At 73.2% G+C, this 20,845-nt stretch carries 20 protein-coding genes; 8 read left to right on the plus strand and 12 right to left on the minus strand.

Annotation, left to right across the window (positions count from 1 at the left end; translation table 11 throughout):
- The first annotated feature begins 130 nt into the window (after nt 1-130).
- The 4 genes from LG943_RS10090 to LG943_RS10105 all read left to right on the plus strand — a co-directional run bounded on the left by LG943_RS10090 (nt 131) and on the right by LG943_RS10105 (nt 3,704).
- Nucleotides 131-1,492, plus strand: a complete 1,362-nt coding sequence (locus LG943_RS10090) for an RraA family protein (protein WP_270071966.1) — start codon at nt 131-133, stop codon at nt 1,490-1,492.
- A 73-nt stretch (nt 1,493-1,565) separates the two neighbouring features.
- The gene (locus tag LG943_RS10095) at nt 1,566-2,909 is read left to right on the plus strand and encodes a TRAP transporter large permease subunit (protein WP_270071967.1); all 1,344 of its coding nucleotides are present in this window, start codon (nt 1,566-1,568) and stop codon (nt 2,907-2,909) included.
- Between the two features lie 21 nt (nt 2,910-2,930).
- Entirely contained in the window at nt 2,931-3,185 is a 255-nt protein-coding gene (locus LG943_RS10100; RefSeq protein WP_270071968.1) for a hypothetical protein, read from the plus strand.
- Between the two features lie 153 nt (nt 3,186-3,338).
- Complete coding sequence (locus LG943_RS10105) at nt 3,339-3,704, plus strand: hypothetical protein (RefSeq protein WP_270071969.1); 366 nt, start codon at nt 3,339-3,341, stop codon at nt 3,702-3,704.
- 145 nt (nt 3,705-3,849) lie between these two features.
- Here the strand turns inward: LG943_RS10105 and LG943_RS10110 are convergent, their stop codons facing one another.
- From LG943_RS10110 to LG943_RS10120, 3 genes are all read right to left on the minus strand, one after another.
- On the minus strand, nt 3,850-4,584 hold the full coding sequence (locus LG943_RS10110; protein ID WP_270071970.1) for a peptidoglycan recognition protein family protein: 735 nt from the start codon (nt 4,582-4,584) through the stop codon (nt 3,850-3,852).
- Between the two features lie 356 nt (nt 4,585-4,940).
- Nucleotides 4,941-6,146 (minus strand): ATP-binding protein, encoded by a 1,206-nt coding sequence (locus tag LG943_RS10115; RefSeq protein WP_270071971.1) that lies wholly within the window; start codon nt 6,144-6,146, stop codon nt 4,941-4,943.
- A gap of 303 nt (nt 6,147-6,449) precedes the next feature.
- Complete coding sequence (locus LG943_RS10120) at nt 6,450-7,166, minus strand: hypothetical protein (protein WP_270071972.1); 717 nt, start codon at nt 7,164-7,166, stop codon at nt 6,450-6,452.
- Nucleotides 7,167-7,279: 113 nt separating this feature from the next.
- On the opposite strand from LG943_RS10120, the gene hisC reads away from it, so the two are divergent.
- On the plus strand, nt 7,280-8,365 hold the full coding sequence (gene hisC, locus LG943_RS10125) for a histidinol-phosphate transaminase (protein ID WP_270071973.1): 1,086 nt from the start codon (nt 7,280-7,282) through the stop codon (nt 8,363-8,365).
- 45 nt (nt 8,366-8,410) lie between these two features.
- Here the strand turns inward: hisC and LG943_RS10130 are convergent, their stop codons facing one another.
- The 8 genes from LG943_RS10130 to fbaA form a co-directional block, all read right to left on the minus strand.
- Entirely contained in the window at nt 8,411-9,676 is a 1,266-nt protein-coding gene (locus LG943_RS10130; RefSeq protein WP_270071974.1) for a transcriptional regulator, read from the minus strand.
- A 251-nt stretch (nt 9,677-9,927) separates the two neighbouring features.
- The gene (gene murA, locus LG943_RS10135; protein WP_270071975.1) at nt 9,928-11,229 is read right to left on the minus strand and encodes a UDP-N-acetylglucosamine 1-carboxyvinyltransferase; all 1,302 of its coding nucleotides are present in this window, start codon (nt 11,227-11,229) and stop codon (nt 9,928-9,930) included.
- A gap of 463 nt (nt 11,230-11,692) precedes the next feature.
- Nucleotides 11,693-12,586 carry a phosphoribosylaminoimidazolesuccinocarboxamide synthase gene (locus LG943_RS10140; RefSeq protein ID WP_270071976.1) on the minus strand — a complete coding sequence of 298 codons (894 nt, stop codon included), beginning with the start codon at nt 12,584-12,586 and terminating at the stop codon, nt 11,693-11,695.
- Between the two features lie 31 nt (nt 12,587-12,617).
- Nucleotides 12,618-13,925: an adenylosuccinate lyase gene (gene purB, locus LG943_RS10145; RefSeq protein WP_270071977.1), complete on the minus strand. Its 1,308-nt coding sequence runs from the start codon at nt 13,923-13,925 to the stop codon at nt 12,618-12,620.
- Between the two features lie 80 nt (nt 13,926-14,005).
- Entirely contained in the window at nt 14,006-15,259 is a 1,254-nt protein-coding gene (purD, locus tag LG943_RS10150; protein WP_270071978.1) for a phosphoribosylamine--glycine ligase, read from the minus strand.
- Between the two features lie 51 nt (nt 15,260-15,310).
- Complete coding sequence (locus LG943_RS10155; RefSeq protein WP_270071979.1) at nt 15,311-16,594, minus strand: adenylosuccinate synthase; 1,284 nt, start codon at nt 16,592-16,594, stop codon at nt 15,311-15,313.
- A 230-nt stretch (nt 16,595-16,824) separates the two neighbouring features.
- Nucleotides 16,825-17,241 (minus strand): DUF3151 domain-containing protein, encoded by a 417-nt coding sequence (locus LG943_RS10160; RefSeq protein WP_270071980.1) that lies wholly within the window; start codon nt 17,239-17,241, stop codon nt 16,825-16,827.
- A gap of 151 nt (nt 17,242-17,392) precedes the next feature.
- Nucleotides 17,393-18,415, minus strand: a complete 1,023-nt coding sequence (gene fbaA / locus LG943_RS10165; protein ID WP_270071981.1) for a class II fructose-bisphosphate aldolase — start codon at nt 18,413-18,415, stop codon at nt 17,393-17,395.
- 300 nt (nt 18,416-18,715) lie between these two features.
- Here fbaA and LG943_RS10170 point away from each other — a divergent pair, with 300 nt between their 5' ends.
- A complete protein-coding gene (locus LG943_RS10170; RefSeq protein WP_408648576.1) occupies nt 18,716-19,141 on the plus strand; it encodes a RodZ domain-containing protein in 426 nt (141 codons plus the stop codon).
- A 105-nt stretch (nt 19,142-19,246) separates the two neighbouring features.
- Here LG943_RS10170 and pyrE read toward each other — a convergent pair whose 3' ends face one another.
- Entirely contained in the window at nt 19,247-19,780 is a 534-nt protein-coding gene (gene pyrE, locus LG943_RS10175; RefSeq protein ID WP_270071982.1) for an orotate phosphoribosyltransferase, read from the minus strand.
- A 92-nt stretch (nt 19,781-19,872) separates the two neighbouring features.
- Here pyrE and cutA point away from each other — a divergent pair, with 92 nt between their 5' ends.
- The gene (cutA, locus tag LG943_RS10180) at nt 19,873-20,211 is read left to right on the plus strand and encodes a divalent-cation tolerance protein CutA (protein WP_270071983.1); all 339 of its coding nucleotides are present in this window, start codon (nt 19,873-19,875) and stop codon (nt 20,209-20,211) included.
- Nucleotides 20,212-20,213: 2 nt separating this feature from the next.
- Nucleotides 20,214-20,825 carry a hypothetical protein gene (locus tag LG943_RS10185; protein ID WP_270071984.1) on the plus strand — a complete coding sequence of 204 codons (612 nt, stop codon included), beginning with the start codon at nt 20,214-20,216 and terminating at the stop codon, nt 20,823-20,825.
- The last annotated feature ends 20 nt before the right edge of the window (nt 20,826-20,845 follow it).

Genomic DNA, 20,845 nt, shown 5'->3' on the forward strand with positions numbered 1-20,845 from the left:
ATACCCCGAAATCTATCACTGTATGAGAAGTTTCCTCATTTCTTCCCACTCCTCTTGACCGATATTCACACTGTGATGAACACTCTCATTAAATGCATGTTTCTATCATAGAGTGATAATCGGGGGGCTGATGAGGATCGCAGTACTGGGACTGGGCGAAGCCGGCACGATCTACGCGGCGGGATTCGCCGCGGCCGGTGCCGCCGTCGCCGGGTTCGACCCGGCGCAGGCGCCCACGCCTGAGGGCGTCGACCGGGTCGCGAGCGCCGCCGAGGCCGTGCGGGGCGCGGACCTGGTGATCAGCCTGGTCACCGCCGCCCACGCGGTCAACGCGGCGGCCGAGGCCGCCCCCCACCTGGGGCCCGCAACCCTCTACGCCGACCTCAACGCGGCGTCGCCGCGCCTCAAGCAGGAGGTCGCCGCGGCCCTGGGCGAGGCCGCCGCCCGCTACGCCGACGTCGCCGTCATCGGCTCGGTGCCCAAGTTCGGCCCCCGCACCGCGCTCGTGGTCTCCGGCGCCGCCGCCGACGAGGTGGCCGAGCGGTTCCGCGCGCTGGGCGCGCCCGTGGACGCGATCGGCGGCGCCCCCGGCGACGCCTCGCGCCGCAAGATCCTGCGGACCGTGTTCATGAAGGGACTCGGCGCGGTGATCACCGAGGCCGTGGACGCGGGCGCCGCGGCCGGCGAGACGGAGTGGGTGCGCGCGCAGATCGCCGCCGAACTCGCCGGTGGCGAGCAGGCGCTGGACCGCCTCGACCGGGGGACGCGCAAGCACGCGCTGCGCCGCGCCCACGAGTCCGAGGCCGCCGCCGACCTCCTCGCCTCGCTCGGTGTCGCGCCCCTGGTCACCACGGGAACCGCCGACCGGCACCGCGCCTTCACCCGCGCCGCCCCCCGCGACCTGACCGCGCTGCTCGACTCCTACGCCCAGGTGCCCACGGCCGCCATCGGCGACGCCCGCGAACGCCTCGGCGTCGTCCACCCCCGCGTGCGCGCGATGTGGCCCGGGGCCCGCGTCGCCGGCCGCGCCCTGACCGTCCTGTGCCGCCCCGGCGACAACAAGGGCATCCACCAGGCCCTCGCCGCCGCCGGACCCGGCGACGTGATCGTGGTCGACGGCGGCGGCGACGCCTCACGCGCCCTCATCGGCGAGTTGATCGCGCACCGCGCCCTCAACCGGGGCGTGCGCGGCATGGTGATCGACGGCGCCGTGCGCGACGTGGGCGCTCTGCGGGAGGCGGGCTTCCCGGTGTGGGCCGTGGGATCGTCACCGGCGGGCCCCTACAAGTCCGGCCCCTGCCGCGTCGGCGCCGACGTCTCGGTCGGCGGCGTGGTGGTGCACCGCGGCGACATCGTGGTCGCCGACTCCGACGGCGTCGTCGTCGTGCCCGCAGCCGAGGCCGAACGCTCCCTCGCCGGCGCGCGGGCCGTCCTCGACGACGAGGCCGCCCGCTACCAGGCCATCCTCGCCGAACGCGCCGACCGGCCCTGACACCGCCGCGCGCGGGCCGTCCGCGCCCCCACCCCCCGCTCACCCCGCCCACCCGCTGAACAGGGGAATCCCCATGCCGACCGGGCTTGTCGCACTCGGCGCCTTCATCGCCGTCATCATCGTCTGGAACGTCGCCTTCAAGAGGAACATGGGCGAGGCCATGCTCCTCGGCCTCCTCGCCACCGCGGCGTTCGCCGGCGCCGACGCCCCCGGGGCGCTGCTCGCCGGGCTGCGCGGCGCGCTGGACGAGGAGGTGCTCTACGCCGCCCTGGCGTTCGTGTTCATGGCCTACGTGGTCGACCGCACGGGCCTCATCCACCGCCTCCTGGCGATCCTGAACTCGCTGGTGGGCCGGGTGCGGGGCGGTCCCGCGCTCGTCGACACCGCGGGCTCGGCCGTGATGGGCGCGCTCTCGGGCTCCAACTCCGGCAACACCGCCGCGACCGGCGCCTTCACCGGCCCCTGGATGGTGCGCACCGGCTGGAGCCCCGAGCGCAGCGCGACCGTCCTGGCCGGCAACGGCGGCCTGGGTGCGGCGCTGCCGCCCAGCGCCTCCATGGTGATCATGATCGGGTTCGCCGGCTCCATGGTCACCACAGGCGAGGTCTACCTGGCCCTCCTGTGCGCGGGGCTCTACCAGGTGACCTGGCGGGTGCTCCTCGTCTGCTACTTCGTCCGCCGCGACCGGATCCCCCGCGTGGCCGACGAGGAGCTGCGGCCCCTGGGCCAGGTGCTGCGCGAGGGCCGGTTCGCCCTGCTCATCGTGCTGGGCGCGCTCGTCCCCATCGCCGTCACCGTCGGCCCCCTCGCGGAGTTCCTGGCCGCGGCGGACCGGCTGGGCGGCTCGGTCGAGGACATCTCCATCCTGACCTGGATCCCGGTGCTGGTCACAGCCCTGGCCCTCCTGGTGGGCCGCCGTGAACTCCCTCGGGGCGCCCGTGCGTGGGGCACCTGGATCACCGCCGCCATGCCCCGCTTCACCAGCATCGGAGCGCTGCTGTTCTTCGCGGTGGCCGCCAGCGAGGTCCTCAGCGGACTGGGGCTCGCCGAGGACATCGACGCCCTGCTCGCCGGCTTCCACCTCAACCAGTACGTGGTGGCGGTGCTCGTCGGCGTCCTGATCGCCGTGGTCGCCGGGCCGCTGTCCTCGACCGCCACGCTCACCGCTGTGGGCCAGGTGTCCCTGCTCACCCTGGTGTCGGTGGGTGTGGACCCTGTCCTGGCCGTCACCGCGATCCTCGTCTTCGCCTCGACCGAGGGCGCCTCACCGCCGGCGTCGGGGTCGATCTTCGTCGCGGCCGGCCTCACCGGCGCCCGCCCGGAGAGGACGTTCCTGCCGCTGATCGTCTACTACATGCTCCCGATCATGCTCATCGGCTGCCTGGTGGCGTGGGGCGTCCTGCCCGTCCTCACCTGACAGCCGCGAAAGGACTCCGCCATGACCGCTCCGCTCCGCGACCGCGCCCAGACCGCCTGCCGAGCCGCGTTCACCGCCACCCTGCTGGTGTTCCTGGCCCTGGCCACCGCCCTGGTGGCCACCCAGGCCGCCGGTGTGCTCCTCCTGCGCCCCGACTGGGTGACGGCCGCATCCGACGCCCTCCTCGTCCCCAGCATCACCGCCGCCGTCGCCTTCGGCCTGGTCGGCTTCGTCAGCGGCTACGTCATGCCCAAATCCGACGGCCCCGCCGACTGAGGCGCCCGGGCGGCGCCCGTCCGGGGCCGTCCGGTTGTGGGGAGTACGCCTCTTCTCAGACGAGCGGGGGAGACGGAATCCACCTTGGGGGCCATGGGCGGGCGCGGGGATCGCGAATACGCTGTGGGCGACGACGACTAGGGGAGCGAGCGTATGCGGCACAGGATGGCGGTGTCCGTGATGGTCCTGGCGGTGGGTGCGGCCCTGGTCGGGTGTACTCCCGAAGGGCGGGAGCAGGTGTTCGGCGAGGTCGCCGCCGAGGGGCTGCGGGTGGCGGCCGAGGACGCGTTCGCCTCGGCCGGGTTCCCCATCGAGGGGCAGTTGGACTGCGAGGTCGGCGAGGAGACCGCCGGCGAGATCACGGCGAACTGCTCCGGCACCACCGAGCAGGGGGCCGATGTCGCGTTCGACGGCTCCTTCAACACCGGCGACCGCGACTTCACCGACGGGGTCGAGGGCTCCTTCCGCGGAGAGGTCAACGGCGCCGAGGTGTTCTCGACCGACTGCCTCGGCTGCTGACCCGCTGACGCGCAGCCCCGCGCTCCGCCGCGCCCGGCGTGCGGCGGGGCGGGGCGGGACACGAGCCGCCGTGTCCGGGCGGGCTCGTCTCCCGCGGATCGGCGCCAGGACGCCCCCCGGCCTGGCGCGGTGGTGCCCGCCGTGCCTACGCGGCGGTCTTCTGGACGTAGGCGGTCATGATCTGGGCGGCGGCCCAGCCGGTGATGCGGTCGCCGAAGTCCTGCTCGGACCCCTGGCTCTTGCGGGCGGCGATAACGGCCTTCTCGGTCTCGTCGCCGTAGTGGCCGTCGGCGCCGTACTCGGGCAGGTCGAAGCCCGCCTTCATCAGGATCACCTGGAGGTACTTGACCCGCTCCCCGGTGTCGCCCTTGCGCAGTCCGACCATGTCGTCCTCCCCGTCTGCTGACTCTCCCCCGCCCCCGGCGGGCATTCCGTTGTGCACCCAGCGGTGCAGGTCGTCGCCGGGGCAGTCGGTCGAGCCGACGTCGCGGTGCCCCTTGGCGGACAGGCCGCCGCCCTTCCTGCCGACCGCCTCGTCGTAGAGCGCGCGGATGGTGTTCTTCGCGGCGGAGGTGGCGTCGCCGTCGCGGCCGATGAAGCACACCCCGATCCCCGAGGTGTTGTGTCCGGTGGCGTGCGCGCCGATGACCAGCCAGCCCCGGCCCTCATAGGCGGTGCCCTCGACGTCGACCAGGAAGTTGTAGCCGATGTCGGACCATCCGTTGGAGTCCATGTGGAAGTCCTGGATGGACTGGACGGACTGGCTGGTGGGTCCCTCGGAGTAGTGGACGATGAACTCGGTGCGCGCCGACCAGGTGGTGGTGTCGGTTCCGCGGGGGGAACGCGCTCCCCACGCGGAACGCGAAACGATACTGACCATGCGGTGTCCTCCCGACATAGGAAAACCCTGGACACCAGGTCAGGGCAAAGATCGCGTATCTGTCCATCCGCGCAGGTCATCGGGGGTGGACCCGCATACAACCAGGTCACCAGGTGGCTTTTCGGATGAAATGCGAAATCCGAGGTCAGCGGCCGGTCGCTCGGCCCGCGCGGGCGGCCACCCGGTGGACGGCGGGGTGGACGCCTGGCGGCGGTGGGCGCGGTCGAGCTTCGTATAGCGGTTTCTAGAATGTCGGCTAGACGGCGGTAGACGTCGGCATGGTGCGGGGAGAGTTGGAGAATCTAGGGGTGTATTGGGGGAACCCTAGATTGCGCTAGAAGGGTGAAGAGGCGGGCTCAGTCGGGCTGGCGGCGGAGGAAGCGGCCGAAGTGCGGGACGGTGAACGCGATCGTGCCGCGTTCGGCGCTGTAGATCAGGCCCTTCTTGATCAGGCTGTCGCGGGCCGGCGAGAGGCTGGAGGGCTTGCGGCCCAGGGAGGTGGCGACCTCGGTGGTCTGCACGGGGTCGTCGCCCAGGGCGGCCATGGCGCGCATGTAGTCGCGTTCGGCCGGGGTGGCGCGGTCGTAGCGGCTGCCGAAGAAGCCGACCGCCAGCTCCTCCTCGGCCTCGGGGGCGGCGATCGCGACGTCCTCGGCGGTGATCGGGCTGTGCAGCGCGTGGTCCCAGGTGACCTTGCCGTACGCCTGCACGAAGAACGGGTAGCCGTCGGAGATCTCGTACAGCGCGGCCAGCGCCTCGGGGCCGAACTCCACGCCCTCGAGTTCGGCCGGCGCGGTGAGCGCGTGGTCGGCCGCGCCGCGGCTGAGGCGGTCGATGCGGGCATAGCGGAACAGCCGCTCGGAGTAGCTCTTGCTGGCCGACAGCACCGCCGGTAGGTGCGGCAGGCCGGCGCCCACCACGATCAGCGGGCCGCCGTTCTGCGCGAGTTCGTGGCAGGCGGTGCACAGCGCCGAGATGTCGTCGGCCGGGATGTCCTGCATCTCGTCGATGAACAGGGCGATCCCCACGCCGAGGTCGGTGGCGGTCGACGCGGCGTCGACGAACAGCTCCACGAGGTCGATCTCAAGATCGCCGGAGTCGGCCCGGCCGCGCACCGCCGGGGCTTCGATGCCCGGCTGCCAGCGGGCGCCGCCGCGCGCGGCCCGGCCCGAGCGGCCGGCCGGGGGGTCGGAGTCGGCCTGGGCGAACGCCTTGAGGACCCCGAGCACGTGCTCGATGCGGTCGGGCGCCAGGTGGCGCGGGGCGAGTTCGCGCAGCGCCATGTGCAGCGCGGCGGCGACCGGGCGGCGGATGGACTGGTCGGGGCGGGCCTCGATCTTGCCGGTGCCCCACAGCCGCTGGATGGCCATGGACCGGAAGGTGTTGAGCAGGACGGTCTTGCCCACCCCGCGCAGGCCGGTGAGCACCATGCTGCGCTCGGGCCGCCCGCGCGCCACGCGTTCGAGCACGACCTCGAACTGGCGGAGTTCGCGGTCGCGCCCGGCGAGTTCGGGGGGACGCTGGCCGGCCCCGGGTGCGTAGGGATTGCGCACGGGATCCATGGGATCGGACTCTATACGCGGCTCTAGAGCGGCTTCTAGAGACCGGTAGAAAGCCGCAGAGGAGCGGGCGCCCCAGTCGACCCGCCGCAGCGCGCGGCGGTCGTCGAAGGGGGAGTGGGGGGCGCGCCCGACCCCGGCGGGCCGAGGCGCGGTCCGACCTGGGACGTGCGCTGCCGTGGTCATGCCCCCCACTCCCCTTTCTCGAACTGGTGTTCGATCACTGGGAACTGTAGTGGATCCGCGACCGCCGCGCCACCCGGACACGCCACCCGGCGCGCCGCCCCCGCGGCCGCGGCGCCGCCCCTACGCCGTGATCTCGTCCTCGCGCTCCACGGCCTTGCGGGTGAACCCGACCAGCAGGTCGCGGTAGTCGTCCTCGGCGTTGGGCCCCAGCACCGAGGTGGCGCCCAGGTGGTCGCCGTTGCGGTACAGCAGGCCGTACATCCACACGGTCTCGCCGTCGACGTCGGTCTCGACGGCGAAGGCGCGCGAGCCGTCCGCGATCTCCTCGACGTCCAGCTCGGTCAGGCGGTAGGACGCCGTGGTGCCGTCGTCCAGGGTGGCCTCGTAGGTGCCGCAGTCGGCGGGCACCTGGGCCGACAGCGCCTCCTCGGCCGCGGAGGCGGGCACCCGCAGCAGGGTGTGGGAGATGGTGTCGCGGCCGCGCGCGAAGGTGGCCAGCGACGCCGGGGCGTCGCGCACCTCCGGCAGCCGCCCCCACTCGTTCACCACGTCCATGCACTCGGGCTTGTCGAAGGTGGCGGACTCCCGCAGTCGCTCGGTCTGGCGGGTGCTCACCAGCCGGGAGTAGGTGCCCATCTCGCTGTGCTCGGGCACGACCGCGGCGTCGCCGTACTGCACCAGTTGCGCCTGGTTGAGCCGGGCGGCGGCCTCGGCGTTGGGGTCGGCCTCGGCCGCCGACCCGCTCCCCTCGGCTCCGCCGCAGGCGCTCAGGGCCAGGACGGCGGACACGGCCAGTGCCGCGCCCGCCGCCCTCCGTGGTGTCCGGGGGTGCTCCATGGTGCTGTTTCCTCTTCTGTGCGATATTGCGGCTGGGGTCCGCGGGCCCGCCTTCGAGCGGTGATCGCCCAACGTAGCCTGGACATCGCACAGCGTATCGAGGAAGGACGACGGTGTCGGAGCCGAATCCGCCATATCTCCGGGAGGTCCTCGCCTCCATCCCCGCCTACAAGCCCGGGCGGAAGGTCGCCGGCCCCCACGGCCGCGCCGTGAAGCTCTCCTCCAACGAGAGCCCCTACGGCCCGCTGCCCTCCGTCCTGGCGGCCGTGTCCGCCGCGGCGGCCGACCTCAACCGCTACCCCGACTCCGGCGCCGCCGACCTCACCGCCGCGCTGGCCGCCCGGTTCGGCGTGGCCGAGGACCGGGTCGCCGTGGGCGCGGGCTCGGTTGGCCTGATCCAGCAGTTGCTGGAGGCCGTGGCCGAGCCGGGCGCCGAGGTGCTCTACGCCTGGCGGTCCTTCGAGGCCTACCCGCTGCTGGTGGAGCTGTCCGGCGCCACCCCGGTGACCGTGCCCCTGCGGGACGAGACCCACGACCTCGACGCGCTCGCCGCGGCCGTCACCGACCGCACCCGCCTGGTCTTCGTGTGCAACCCCAACAACCCCACCGGCACCGCCGTGCGCGAGCCCGCCCTCACCTCGTTCCTCGACCGGATGCCCGACCACGTGCTGGTGGTCCTGGACGAGGCGTACCGGGAGTACGTGCGCGACCCCGAGGTCCCCGACGGGATCGCGCTCTACGGCGACCGCCCCAACGTCGCCGTGCTGCGCACGTTCTCCAAGGCCTACGGCCTGGCGGCGCTGCGCGTGGGGTTCTGCGTGGCCCACCCCACCATCGCCGCCGCGCTGCGCAAGACCATGGTCCCCTTCGCGGTGAACCACGTCGCCCAGGCCGCCGCCGTGGCGTCGCTGGCCGCCGAGGGCGAACTGCTGGAGCGGGTGGCCGCCACCGTCAAGGAGCGCGAGCGGGTGCGCGACGCCCTGCTCGCCGACGGCTGGGAGGTCCCGCCCACCGAGGCCAACTTCGTGTGGCTGCGGCTGCACGGCGACACCCTCGCCTTCGCCGAGGCATGCGAGGCGGCCGGGGTGGCCGTGCGCGCGTTCGCCGGCGAGGGGCTGCGGGTCAGCATCGGCACCCCCGAGGAGAACGACGCGTTCCTGGCCTGCGCCGGGGAGTTCCCCCGGCGCAACCGGGGCTGAGCGCGGCCGCGCGGCGGGAGGCGGCCGGCCCCCTCCCGCCGTCGGCTACTTGCCGGCCTTGTCCTTGTCGAGCTTCTCGATGATCAGCCGGTAGAGCTGGCGCGGCCGGCCCGGCTGGAGGGTGCGGTTGGGCGGCAGCGGCCAGGCCAGGCCCTCCTCGACCAGTGTGCGCAGCAGCCGCCGCGCCGTGCGGGGGGTGACCCCCAGCATGCGGCCGGCGTTCTCGGCGTCGACGACCAGCGGGCCGTCCTCCTCGGCGATCTTCTCCGACAGCCGCAGCAGGGTCTCGCGGCCCTTGGTGCGCAGCGGCTCGGCCGACTGGCGCTGGGGCGCCCGCTGCGCCGGCACCAGGGACCGGCCCTCGCGGTCGACGGCGAAGCTCTGGCGGGTGGCCTGGGCCCGGCTGAGTGCGGCGCGGGCGTGGGTCTCGGCGTCCTGGGTGGTGCGGCCCATGCCGATGCCGACCTCGATGGCGATGCCGAGTTCGGCCTTGATGCGGTCCACGAACGGCGGCTGGCGGAATCCCTCGGTGGCCGCCACCAGCGAGCCCCGCGTGGCGGTGACCATGAAGGTGTGGTCGTCCACGGGGTGGGCGGTGGCGTTGATGCGGTGGGCCTCCTGGAGCAGCAGCCGGTGCAGGGCCAGGCGGAGTTCGTCGCGCCAGTAGCGGGGGGTCGAGCGGCGCGTGGAGTCGCGCAGGGTGGGCACGTCGACCACGACCACGCCCAACTGCGCCTCTTCGAGGCGGTGGTGGGCGCCCAGCAGGCCGGCGGTCTGCAACGCGCTGCGCACCCCGGCGTTGGTGGGCCGCAGCCGGGTCACGGGCACCCCCATGGCCTCAAGGCGCTCGGCGACCCCGCGCACGCAGGTGATGGCCATGCGGGTGGCCTTGCGCCGCCACAGGGCCTCGTGGAACGAGGTGAGCTGGGCCGTGGTGGTCAGCTCCTCGTGGACGTGGATGCCGTCGACGGGGAGGTCGACCTCGGAGTACGCCTCGACCACGTCGGAGCGGCTCAGGACGTCCAGGCTGGCTTTGGTGGGGTCGAGTCTGTCGTCGAGCGTGGCCCGCAGCAGCGCCTCGTGCAGGCTGGCCCCGCCCAGCGGCACGTAGGTGGCGGGCATGGTGAGCACGCCGGCCTTCCGTGCGAACTCGTAGGGGACGGGGCTGGCGAACAGATACGCGTCGATCGCCGAACCCAGGCGCAGCACCTTGTCGGTGGCCTCTTGCTCATCTCGATACGCGGCGGCGATGAGTCTGGCGTTGAGCGGCCCCGTGGAACCCGGGCCCATCAGCATGACCCGTTCGACCACCTCGTGCGGCCCGATGACACCAATCGTCAGATCGCCAGTTCGCTGCGCACTCACCTCGGGCTGCTCCCCGCTACCATTCCACGCTCTTCACTATGTGCGCCCACTGGTTTCCCGACCCTGCTCCCTGTCACGGCATGATTGCCGAGATCGTACCCATTGTGCGGGGCCAATGAAGATCGTTTCCCACAGAACGCCGAAAGCCCGGGCGGGAGGTTGCCCTCCCGCCCCGGCCTCCGCTGGGATTTCGGTGTCTATTCGGCGCTTTCGCGTACCACGTCCGCGCCGAGGGCGGCAAGTCGGGTGGCGAACTGAGCGTGACCGCGGTCGACCAGGTAACCAGGTGCGACCACAGTCTCGCCTTCGGCGACGAGACCGGCAAGCACCAGCGCGGCGCCGGTGCGCAGGTCGTGGGCCACCACGGGCGCGCCGCGCAGCGCGGAGGGGCCGTGGACGATGGCGCGGGTGCCGTCGACCTCGATCTTGGCGCCCATCTTGGTCAGCTCGTCGGCCAGCGCGAAGCGGCCGTCGTAGATGGCCTCGTGCAGGTAGCTCTCACCGTCGGCCAGGGTGGCCAGCGCCATCAGCGGCGACTGGAGGTCGGTGGCGAAGCCCGGGTAGGGCGAGGTGACGGCGTTGATGGGGCGCAGCGGGGCGCCGGGCTCGCGGCGCACGTGCAGCACGGCGCCCTGCTGGGCGAACTCCACGCCCATCTGCTCCAGCTTCCAGCGCGCCACGCCCAGGTGCTCCAGGTTGGCGCCCACCAGGCTGACGTCGCCGCCGGCCGCGGCGGTGGCCATGGCGAAGACGCCGGCGTCGATGCGGTCGGACATGATGGTGTGCTCGACCGCGGTCAGCTCCTCGACGCCCCGCACCGTGATGAAGCCGGTGCCGCCGCCGCTGATCTTGGCGCCCATGCGGCTGAGGAACTCGATGACGTCGAGGACCTCGGGCTCCAGCGCGGCGTGCTCGATGACGGTGGTGCCCCGGGCCAGGACCGCCGCCATGATCAGGTTCTCGGTGCCGGTGTGGGAGGGGGTGTCGAGGTAGAGGTGCCCGCCGGTGAGGTGGGGCGACTCGATGTTGATGTGGTTACGCTCGTCGTCCTCGGTGACCTGCGCGCCGAGGCGGGCGAAGCCGCGGTAGTGGAAGTCGAGCTTGCGGCTGCCGAGGTTGCAGCCGCCGACGCCCTCGATCCGGGCGCGGCCCATGCGGTGCATGAGCGCCGGGACGAACAGCACCGAGCCGCGGAAGCGGGCCGCGATGTCGGCCGGCAGGACCGCGCGCTCGGGGTCGTTGAGCTGGGAGGCGTCGATCACGACCGTGCGCTCGGCCTCGTGGAACTCCACTTTGGCGCCGATGTGCTCGGCCAGCTCCAGCGCGCGCTTGACGTCCTCGATGATGGGGACGTTGCGCAGCACCGTGCGGCCCTTGGCCGCGAGCAGGGCGGCGCCGATCATCGGCAGCACGGCGTTCTTCGCGCCCTGGATGAATGCCGTCCCGTTGAGGGGACGACCGCCTCGGACGCGGTAACGAACCTCCTGGCCCATGCTCATGTGCTCCTTCGTGAGGCGATTCAGGTTTAGGGGTCGTACTCGTCGGGATCGTGTCTATGCGGTGGGACGCGGACAGCGGGCGAAGCGTTCCGGATGGAGGTGCCCTGCCCGCGCGCCACCGCGTGTCCGGAGTCGGTCGACGGGGTCAAACGGCACTACGGGTCGTGTGCCCGATCCGAACGGTGTCATACCGCTGGCGGGGATGAGGTATTTGACCGCGTCGCCGTCCCGGTCCCGGGAGATGGCAGGTGTTGTGTAGACCTTTGCGGCTTCTCGACCGTCGCGGCCGCCCGGCAAAGGACCGGTACCACTGTATGTCCTGCGCGTACGGTTCGCTCCCAAGGTGGCCGGGATCACCGATACCGCAACCGCTGCGGGGCGGGCGCCGGCGGCGCGCGGCGGGCGCGCGGCGCGGTCCCGCCGGCCCCCGCCGGGGCGGGCCGGGCCGCGCCGCGCGGTGCGGCTAGTCGCCGGTGAGGCGGGTGACGGCCTCCTCGTACTTGGCGCGGGTGGAGGCGACCACCTCGGGCGGCAGCGGCGGGGGCGGGGTGTCGGCCGCGCGGTCCCAGCCGGACTCCGGTGAGGTCAACCAGTCGCGGATGAACTGTTTGTCGAACGATGGCTGGGGCCGGCCGGGCCGCCAGGAGTCGGCCGGCCAGAACCGCGAGGAGTCGGGGGTGAAGACCTCGTCGGCCAGCACCAGCGCGCCGTCGGGGCCGCGCCCGAACTCGAACTTGGTGTCGGCCAGCAGGATCCCGCGCTCCTCGGCGAGGGCGCGGCCCCGGGAGTAGACGGCCAGGGTGAGGTCGCGGAGTTCGGCGGCGGGGGCCTCGCCCAGCAGCGCGGCGACGTGGTCGAAGGTGACGTTCTCGTCGTGCTCGCCGACCTCGGCCTTGGTGGCCGGGGTGAAGATCGGGGTCTCCAGCCGGGAGCCGTCGACCAGGCCCTCGGGCAGCGGCACCCCGCACACCGCGCCCGAGGCGCGGTACTCGGCCAGGCCGGAACCGGCCAGGTACCCGCGCGCCACGCACTCCACCGGGATCATGTCGAGGTTGCGGCAGATCAGGGTGCGCCCGGCCCAGTCGGCGGGCGCGCCCGGCGGCGGGGTGTCGGACAGCACGTGGTTGGGTACGAGGTCGGCCAGCCGCTCGAACCACCACAGCGACAGCCGGGTCAGCAGCCGCCCCTTGCCGGGGATGTCGGTGGGCAGCACCCAGTCGAAGGCCGACACGCGGTCGCTGGCGACCATGACGAGGTCGCCGGAGGCGGTGGCGTAGAGGTCGCGGACCTTGCCGGTGTGCAGGTGGGTCAGCCCCGGCACCGCGACGGGCTCGGGCTTGACGACGAAGCCGCTCATGGGGTTCCTCCTCGGGGCCGGGGCGGCGGGGTCAGCTCAGGTCCTTCAGGCGGTCGAAGACGGCGTCCAGGCGCCGCACGAACCGCTCGGGGCGGCAGACCTCGTCGAGGCGGGCCTCGTCGAGCGTGACGCCGCGCGCGGCGGCCTCGGCCCGCAGGGTGTCGCGGAAGGGGCTCTGGGTGTCCCAGGTGCGCATGGCGGCGGTCTGCACCAGGGCGTAGACGTCCTCGCGCGAGGCGCCGGTCTCGATCAGCTCGGAGACGACGGTGGAGGAGTAGATGAGCCCGTGGGTGGAGTCGAGGTTGGCGCGCATGCGGTCGGTGTCGACCACCAGGCCGGTGACCAGCCGGGTGGTGAGGTTGAGCAGGTAGTCGGTGGCGATCGCGGCGTCGGGCAGCGAGATGCGCTCGGTGGAGGAGTGGGAGATGTCGCGCTCGTGCCAGAGCGGGATGCCCTCCATGACCGGGACGATCTGGGCGCGGACGTTGCGCGCCATGCCGCAGATGCGCTCGGACATGATGGGGTTCTTCTTGTGGGGCATGGCGCTGGAGCCCTTCTGGCCCTTGCCGAACGGCTCCCACAGCTCGCGGACCTCGGTGCGCTGGCCGTGGCGGACCTCAAGGGCCACCGCCTCGCACACCGTGGCCATGATCGCCAGGCACGACACCCACTCGGAGATGCCGTCGCGCAGCACCACCTGGGTGGAGACGTCGGCCGGGCGCAGGCCGAGGCGCTCGGCGACGTAGGACTCCACGGCGGGGTCGATGTTGGAGTAGGTGCCCACCGGGCCCGAGATCGCCATGACGCCCACCGCCTCGCGCGCCCGGCGCAGGCGGTCGCGCGAGCGGGCCATGCCGAACGCGAAGTCGGCCACGCGGTGGCCCCAGACGTCGGGTTCGCCGTGGATGCCGTGGGTGCGGCCGACCCGCAGGGTGTGGCGGTGCTCCAGGGCGTGGTCGCGCAGGGCCGCCACCAGGGTGTCGGCCTTGGCCAGGAGGATGTCGGTGGCCTCGACCAGTTGGGCCGCCAGCGCGGTGTCGAGGAGGTCGGAGGAGGTCATGCCGAAGTGCACCCAGGCCGCGGCATCGCGGGGTTCGGTGTTGTCGGCCCAGGCGGTGAGGAACGCGATGACGTCGTGCTGGGTGACGGCCTCGATCTCGGCCACGCGCTCGGGCGTGGGCGGCGGCGCGGCGCGCACGGGTTCGACGGTGTCGGCGGGCACGGTGCCGGCCGCGGCGTGGGCCTCCAGCACCAGGGTCTCGACCCGGCACCACAGCTCGTACTTATGGGCGTCGGAGAAGACGCGCCCCATCTCGGGAAGGGTATAGCGCTCGATCACCCGCCCATTTTCGCAGGTACCCGAGCGGAGCCGGGCATCCGGAGGAGGACCTGTGGAAAACCGGTCCTCCCCCGGGTCGCTCAGGCCGACTGAGCGGCGGCGCGTTCGGCGATGTCGCGGCGGTAGAAGGAGCCGCGCAGCTCGATGCGGGAGGCGGCGGCGTAGGCGCGCTCGCGCGCCTGGGCCAGGGTGGCGCCGGTGCCCACCACGTCGAGCACCCGGCCGCCGGCGGCCTTGAGGTCGCGGGCGCCGCTCCAGGCGGTGCCCGCGTGCAGCACGTAGGCGCCCTCGACGGCCGCGGCGGCCTCAAGCCCGGTGATCAGGTCGCCCTTGGCGGGGTCGCCGGGGTAGTTCTCGGCGGCGACCACCACGGTGACGGCGGCGCCCGAGCGCCACTCCAGGCGGGTGTCGGGGGACAGGCCGCCGGTGTCGGTGGCCTGGAGCAGCGCGCCGATGGGGGTGGCCAGGCGGTCCAGCACCACCTGGCACTCGGGGTCGCCGAAGCGGGCGTTGAACTCCACCACGCGCGGCCCCTGGGCGGTCAGCGCCAGGCCGACGTAGAGCAGTCCCTGGTAGCGGGTGCCGCGCCGCGCCATCTCGGCCAGGGTGGGCCGCACGACGGTCTCCATGACCTCGGGGACCAGCCCGGGCGGCGCCCAGGGCAGCGGGGTGTAGGCGCCCATGCCGCCGGTGTTGGGGCCCTGGTCGCCGTCGTAGGCGCGCTTGAAGTCCTGGGCGGGCAGCAGCGGGACGGCGTGCACGCCGTCGCTGATGACGAACAGCGAGACCTCGGGGCCGTCGAGGTACTCCTCGACCACCACGCGGCCGCACTCGCGGGCGTGGCGCTCGGCGGCGGCGCGGTCCTCGGTCACCACGACGCCCTTGCCGGCGGCCAGGCCGTCGTCCTTGACCACGTAGGGCGGCCCGAACTCCTCCAGCGCCTCGGCGACCTGGTGCGGCGAGCGGCACAGCCGGGCGCGCGCGGTGGGCACGCCCGCCGCCTGCATGACCTCCTTGGCGAACCCCTTGGAGCCCTCCAGCCGGGCGGCCTCCTTGTCGGGGCCGAAGACGGGGATGCCGCGTTCGCGCAGGGCGTCGGCGACCCCGGCCACCAGCGGGGCCTCGGGGCCGATCACGACGAGTTCGGCGCCGATGCGGGCCGCGAGCTGGGTGACGGCCAGGCCGTCGACCACGTTGATGACGTGGTTCTCGGCGAGTTCGGAGGTGCCGGGGTTGCCGGGGGCGCAGTGCAGGTCGGTCACGCCGGGGTCGAGGGACAGCGCGCGGACGAGGGCGTGTTCGCGGCCACCGCCGCCGAGGACCAGGGCTTTCACTTCATGGACCCTTTTGTGTGTTGTGGGGAGGGCAGGGACGGGCGGCGGCGCTCAGACCAGGGAGCGCAGCTCCAGGGTCTGGTCGCGGCCCGGGCCGACACCGATGGCCGAGACCGGGGCGCCGACCATCTCCTCCAGGGTACGCACGTAGGTCTGGGCGGTCTTGGGAAGCTCCTCGAAGGTCCGGGCGTGGGAGATGTCCTCGTTCCAGCCGTCGAGGTACTCGTAGACCGGCACCGCGTGGTGGAAGTCGGTCTGGGTCATGGGGATCTCGTCGTGGCGGGTGCCGTTGACGTCGTAGCCCACGCAGACCGGGACGCGCTCCAGCCCGGAGAGCACGTCGAGCTTGGTGAGGAAGAAGTCGGTGATGCCGTTGACGCGGGTGGCGTAGCGGGCGATGGGGGCGTCGAACCAGCCGCAGCGGCGGTTGCGCCCGGTGGTGACCCCGTACTCGCCGCCCTTCTGGCGCAGCCACTCGCCCCACTCGTCGTGCAGCTCGGTGGGGAAGGGGCCCGAGCCCACGCGGGTGGTGTAGGCCTTGAGGATGCCCACGACCTTGGTGATGCGGGTGGGGCCGATGCCGGCGCCCGCGCACGCCCCGCCCGCCGTGGGCGAGGAGGAGGTCACGAACGGGTAGGTGCCGTGGTCGATGTCGAGCAGGGTGCCCTGGGAGCCCTCCAGGTAGACCGTGCGGCCCTCGTCCAGCGCCCGGTTGAGGATCAGGGAGGTGTCGGCGACGTAGGGCCGCAGCTCCTCGGCGTAGCCGGTGTACTCCTCGAAGACCTGGTCGACCTCCAGCCCGCGGCGGTTGAACACCTTGGTCAGGATCTGGTTCTTGTCGTGCAGCGCGAGTTCGAGCTTCTGCCGCAGGATCTTGGGGTCGAACATGTCCTGCACGCGGATGCCGGTGCGCGAGATCTTGTCGGCGTAGGTGGGGCCGATGCCGCGCCCGGTGGTGCCGATCTGGCGCTTGCCCAGGAAGCGCTCGGTGACCTTGTCCAGCGCCCGGTGGTAGGGCATGATCAGGTGGGCGTTGGCCGAGACCAGCAGCCGCTCGGTGTTCACACCGCGCTCGCGCAGGCCGCGCAGCTCCTCGAACAGCACCCCGGGGTCGATCACCACCCCGTTGGCGATCACCGGCACCACGTCGGGCGAGAGGATCCCGGAGGGCAGCAGGTGCAGGGCGTACTTCTGGTCGCCGATGACCACGGTGTGCCCGGCGTTGTTGCCCCCCTGGTAGCGCACCACGTAGTCGACGCGGTTGCCGACCAGGTCGGTGGCCTTCCCCTTGCCCTCGTCCCCCCACTGGGCCCCAACGAGCGTGATCGCCGGCATCCGGGTCTACCTCTGCATTCTTCCGATCGGACCGTGGATGTTCGCGCGGTGCGCCGCACGTGAAAAGCCCCTGGCGCAAGAAAGCGACAGGGGCCCTTGCGCATTGAGCGTACACGACCGCTGCTCGGGCGTTAAGCGAGGTTTGTCGGCGCCGCCGCGCTGAGCTGCGGCGACGACCTGGCCCGCCGCGGCGCGCCGGGCGCGGGGGCGGCCCGGGCGCGGGCGGCCCGCTAGGAGGCCAGGGTCCGCGCCGCGGTGGCGCTGCTGTCGCGCAGGAAGGCGGCGCAGCGGTCGGCCTCGTCGGACTCCCCGATCGCGCCGGCGGCCATGCCCAGCATGTGCAGCGCGCGCAGGAAGCCCTGGTTGGGCTCGTGCTCCCAGGGGACGGGGCCGTGGCCCTTCCACCCGGCGCGGCGCAACTGGTCCAGGCCGCGGTGGTAGCCGGTGCGGGCGTAGGCGTAGGCGGCCACGGGCTCGCCGGCGGCGAACGCGCGCTCGGCCAGGGCGGCCCAGGCGGCGGACGAGGCAGGGAACCGGGCGGCGACCTCGGCGGGGTCGGTGCCGGCGGCCAGGAGTTCGCGGGCCTCGGGGAGGTCGGGCAGGTGCGTGGCGGGAGGTTCGCCGAGCAGGTTGCTGTGCGGGTCCATGCCCCCATCCTGCCAGCGCCCGGCGGCCGCCGGTGGGCGGCGTGCGGGGAAAGGGGCGTGCCCGGCCACCACGTCCGCCCAAGGAAGGAAGCGGCCGGGCACGCGCGGCCCCTGATCCGTGGGGAACCAGGGACCGGTCTGGGGCGGGCCGCTACTTCATCTTGTTGCCCGCGGACTTGAGGTGCTGCGCGGCCTCGACGACGCGCGCGGCCATGCCGGCCTCGGCGGCCTTGCCGTAGGCGCGGGGGTCGTAGGCCTTCTTGTTGCCGACCTCGCCGTCGACCTTGAGGACGCCGTCGTAGTTCTTCAGCATGTGGTCGGCGATGGGCCGGGTGAAGGCGTACTGGGTGTCGGTGTCGATGTTCATCTTCACGACGCCGTAGTCGATGGCGGCGTGGATCTCCTCCATGGTGGAGCCGGAGCCGCCGTGGAAGACGAAGTCGAAGGGCTTGGCCTTGCCGTACTCGGCGCTGACCGCCTCCTGGGCCTCCTTGAGGACCTCGGGGCGCAGCTTGACGTGGCCGGGCTTGTAGACGCCGTGGACGTTGCCGAAGGTCAGGGCGGTCATGTAGTAGCCCTTGTCGCCCAGGCCCAGGACCTCGGCGGTGCGCAGGGCGTCGCCGGGGGTGGTGTAGAGCTTCTCGTTGATCTCGCCGACGATGCCGTCCTCCTCGCCGCCGACGACACCGACCTCGATCTCCAGGATGGTGCGGGCGTCGTTGGAGGCGGCCAGCAGCTCCTCGGCGATCTGGAGGTTCTCCTCCAGCTCCACGGCCGAGCCGTCCCACATGTGCGACTGGAACAGCGGCTGCTCGCCGCGCGCCACGCGCTCGGCCGAGGCGCGCAGCAGCGGGCGGACGAAGCCGTCGAGCTTGTCCTTGGGGCAGTGGTCGGTGTGCAGCGCGACGTTGACCGGGTACTTGTCGGCGACGATGCGCGCGAACTCGGCGAACGCGGTGGCGCCGGTGACCATGTCCTTGACGGTCGCGCCGGACAGGAACTCCGCGCCGCCGGTGGACACCTGGATGATGCCGTCGCTCTCGGCCTCAGCGAAGCCCCGCAGCGCGGCGTGCAGGGTCTGGCTGGAGGTCACGTTGATGGCGGGGTAGGCGAAGCCCTGGGACTTCGCGCGGCCCAGCATCTCCGTGTAGACCTCTGGGGTGGCGATAGGCATGGTGTTGACTCCCTGGTTGGCCTGGAGTGTCGGACGAGGCGGTCCCGCCGGCGTGCGCGGTCCCGCATGAGTTTCCGGCAGTGCCCCGGTGCGTGAGCAAGTATCGCGAAGTCGGCAGCCGAGCGAAAGGTCTAGACCAGGACGGCCGCGCGGCGCCGCCCGGCCCGGTGGTCACGGTGCGTGCACGGCCACTACTTTACGCGGTTTACGCGCTGGTTTCCGCCCGCCCGGCCGGGTTCGGACAGGTCTGTGTGTTCCCACCGTCGATTGTCCCCGGTGATACACGCTACATTCAGCACCGTGGGACGACATCGCAATGATCCGCGCGGGATCGGCCAGATGCTGGCCATCGTCGGCGCGATCGTGCTCTTCATCACCCTGGTCATCCTGGGCGGCTACTTCCTCTACCGGTCGCTCCCCGCGGGCAACCCCGACTCCGCCGTGCCCGAGAGCGCCGACACCGCCGCCGCGCAGGCCGGCGGGGTGGCCACCGGCACCCTCTACATCGAGGTGGTGGGGGAGTCCAGCGACGTGGTCGTGCGGGTGCCCGGCGGCGACGTGCTCACCGACGCCACCATGGGCCGGGGGGAGTACGTCACCTTCGACGAGTCCCGCCCGCTCGACGTGACGATCGGCGACCCCTCGGCGGTGGAGCTGTACGTGCACGGCCAGCCGCGCGACATCTCGGGCGAGGAGCCCGGCTACAGCCTCACCGTCGAGCCCTGACCGCCCGCCGCACCCGCGACCGCACCCCGCACCCGCGTCCCGCTCTTTTCCGCCCGGTGCGGTCCTTCGGCGTCGCCCCCGGCTCCGCCGACCGGGCCGCCGCCCTCACACGTCGAGGTCGCCGGCCTCGAAGACCGCGCGGTAGTCCAGCCCGGCCTCGGCCACACGGGCCCGCGCGCCCCGGTCCACGATGACCGCCACGCCCACGACCTCGGCCCCGGCCTCGCGCAGGGCGTCGACCGCCGTGAGGACCGAACCGCCGGTGGTGGAGGTGTCCTCGACCGCCAGCACGCGGCGCCCGGCGACGTCGGGGCCCTCGATGCGCCGCTGGAGGCCGTGGGCCTTGCCCTCCTTGCGCACCACGAAGGCGTCGAGCGCGCGGCCCCGGGCGGCGGCGGCGTGCAGCATGGCGGCGGCGACGGGATCGGCGCCCAGGGTCAGCCCGCCCACGGCGTCGAAGGAGAGGTCGGCGGTGGCCTCCAGCAGCACCCGGCCCACCAGCGGCGCGCTCGCGCCGTCGAGCGTGACGCGGCGGAGGTCGACGTAGTAGTCGGCCTCGCGGCCCGAGGACAGGGTGACGCGGCCGCGCACGACGGCCTTATCGTTGATGTGCTTCAGCAGAACTTCGCGGTCGCTCATGGTCAACGAGCCTAGAACGTGCCGGTGAGTCGCCGCGCGCGCCGTCCACAGGCGACCGCGCCGGCCCCGTAGGAAGGCGGCAGGAGGCGGCCATGACCCACACCCCCGGCGCACCCGCCCACGTCCGCGTCGAGACCACCACCGGCACCGCCGAGTCGGCGGCCGACCTCGCCCGCTCCGCCGTGGAGCGCGGCCTGGCCGCCTGCGCCCAGGTCGAGGCGCCCATCACCAGCCACTACCGGTGGGAGGGCGAGGTCCGCGCCGACCCCGAGTGGCGCGTCGCCTTCAAGACCGCCCGCGACCGCCTGGGCGATCTGGTGGACCACCTCACCGCCGCGCACCCCTACGACGTGCCCGAGGTGATCGCCGTGCCCATCGAGGGCGGCAGCCCCGAATACCTGGCCTGGCTCGTGTCCGAGACCCGGCGCTGACCGTGGCGCTCCCCCCGCCCGCGCCGCCCGGCGCGCCCGCCCTGGTGCTGCTGGCCGACCCGCTGGGCGCCCCGCAGTGGTGGCCGGCGCTGCCCGGCGGACTGCGCGGGCGCGGCGCCTGGGCCGCCGCCGCCGAGGTCCCCGGCGACCCCGCACCGCCCTACGCCGCCCGCCACATCGCCGGCGCGGCCCTGGCCATCGCGCGCCTGGACCCACCGGGGCCGCTGCTGCTGGCCGCGCACGGCGGCGCCGGGCCGCTGCTGCCCCGCGTGGGCGCCGCCCAGCGCGCGGCGCACCGCCCGCTCGCCGGGTACCTGCTGGTGGACTCCCTGCTCCCCCAGCCCGGCACGCCCTCCCGCGCCGACCTGCGCCGGGCCCAGTTCGGCGCCGACGCGGCCGCGCCCGGGGCCGCGCCGGTCCCCGACGGCTACGACACCGAGCCGCTGCCCATGGCCGCCGACTGGCCCGACGCGCCCGTCGGCTACCTGCTGAGCGACCCCGCGCTCGCGCCGTGCGCCCGGCTGGCCGCGCTGCGCGGCTGGCCGGTCCTGGACCGCGCCGGCGCGCCCGCCCCCACGGCGGCCGACCTGCTCGACCTGGCCGCCCTGCTGTAGCCCCGCCGGGTGCCGAAGGC

Origin of the sequence: Streptomonospora mangrovi, assembly GCF_027604915.1 — a bacterium.
GTDB classification, from domain to species: domain Bacteria; phylum Actinomycetota; class Actinomycetes; order Streptosporangiales; family Streptosporangiaceae; genus Streptomonospora; species Streptomonospora mangrovi.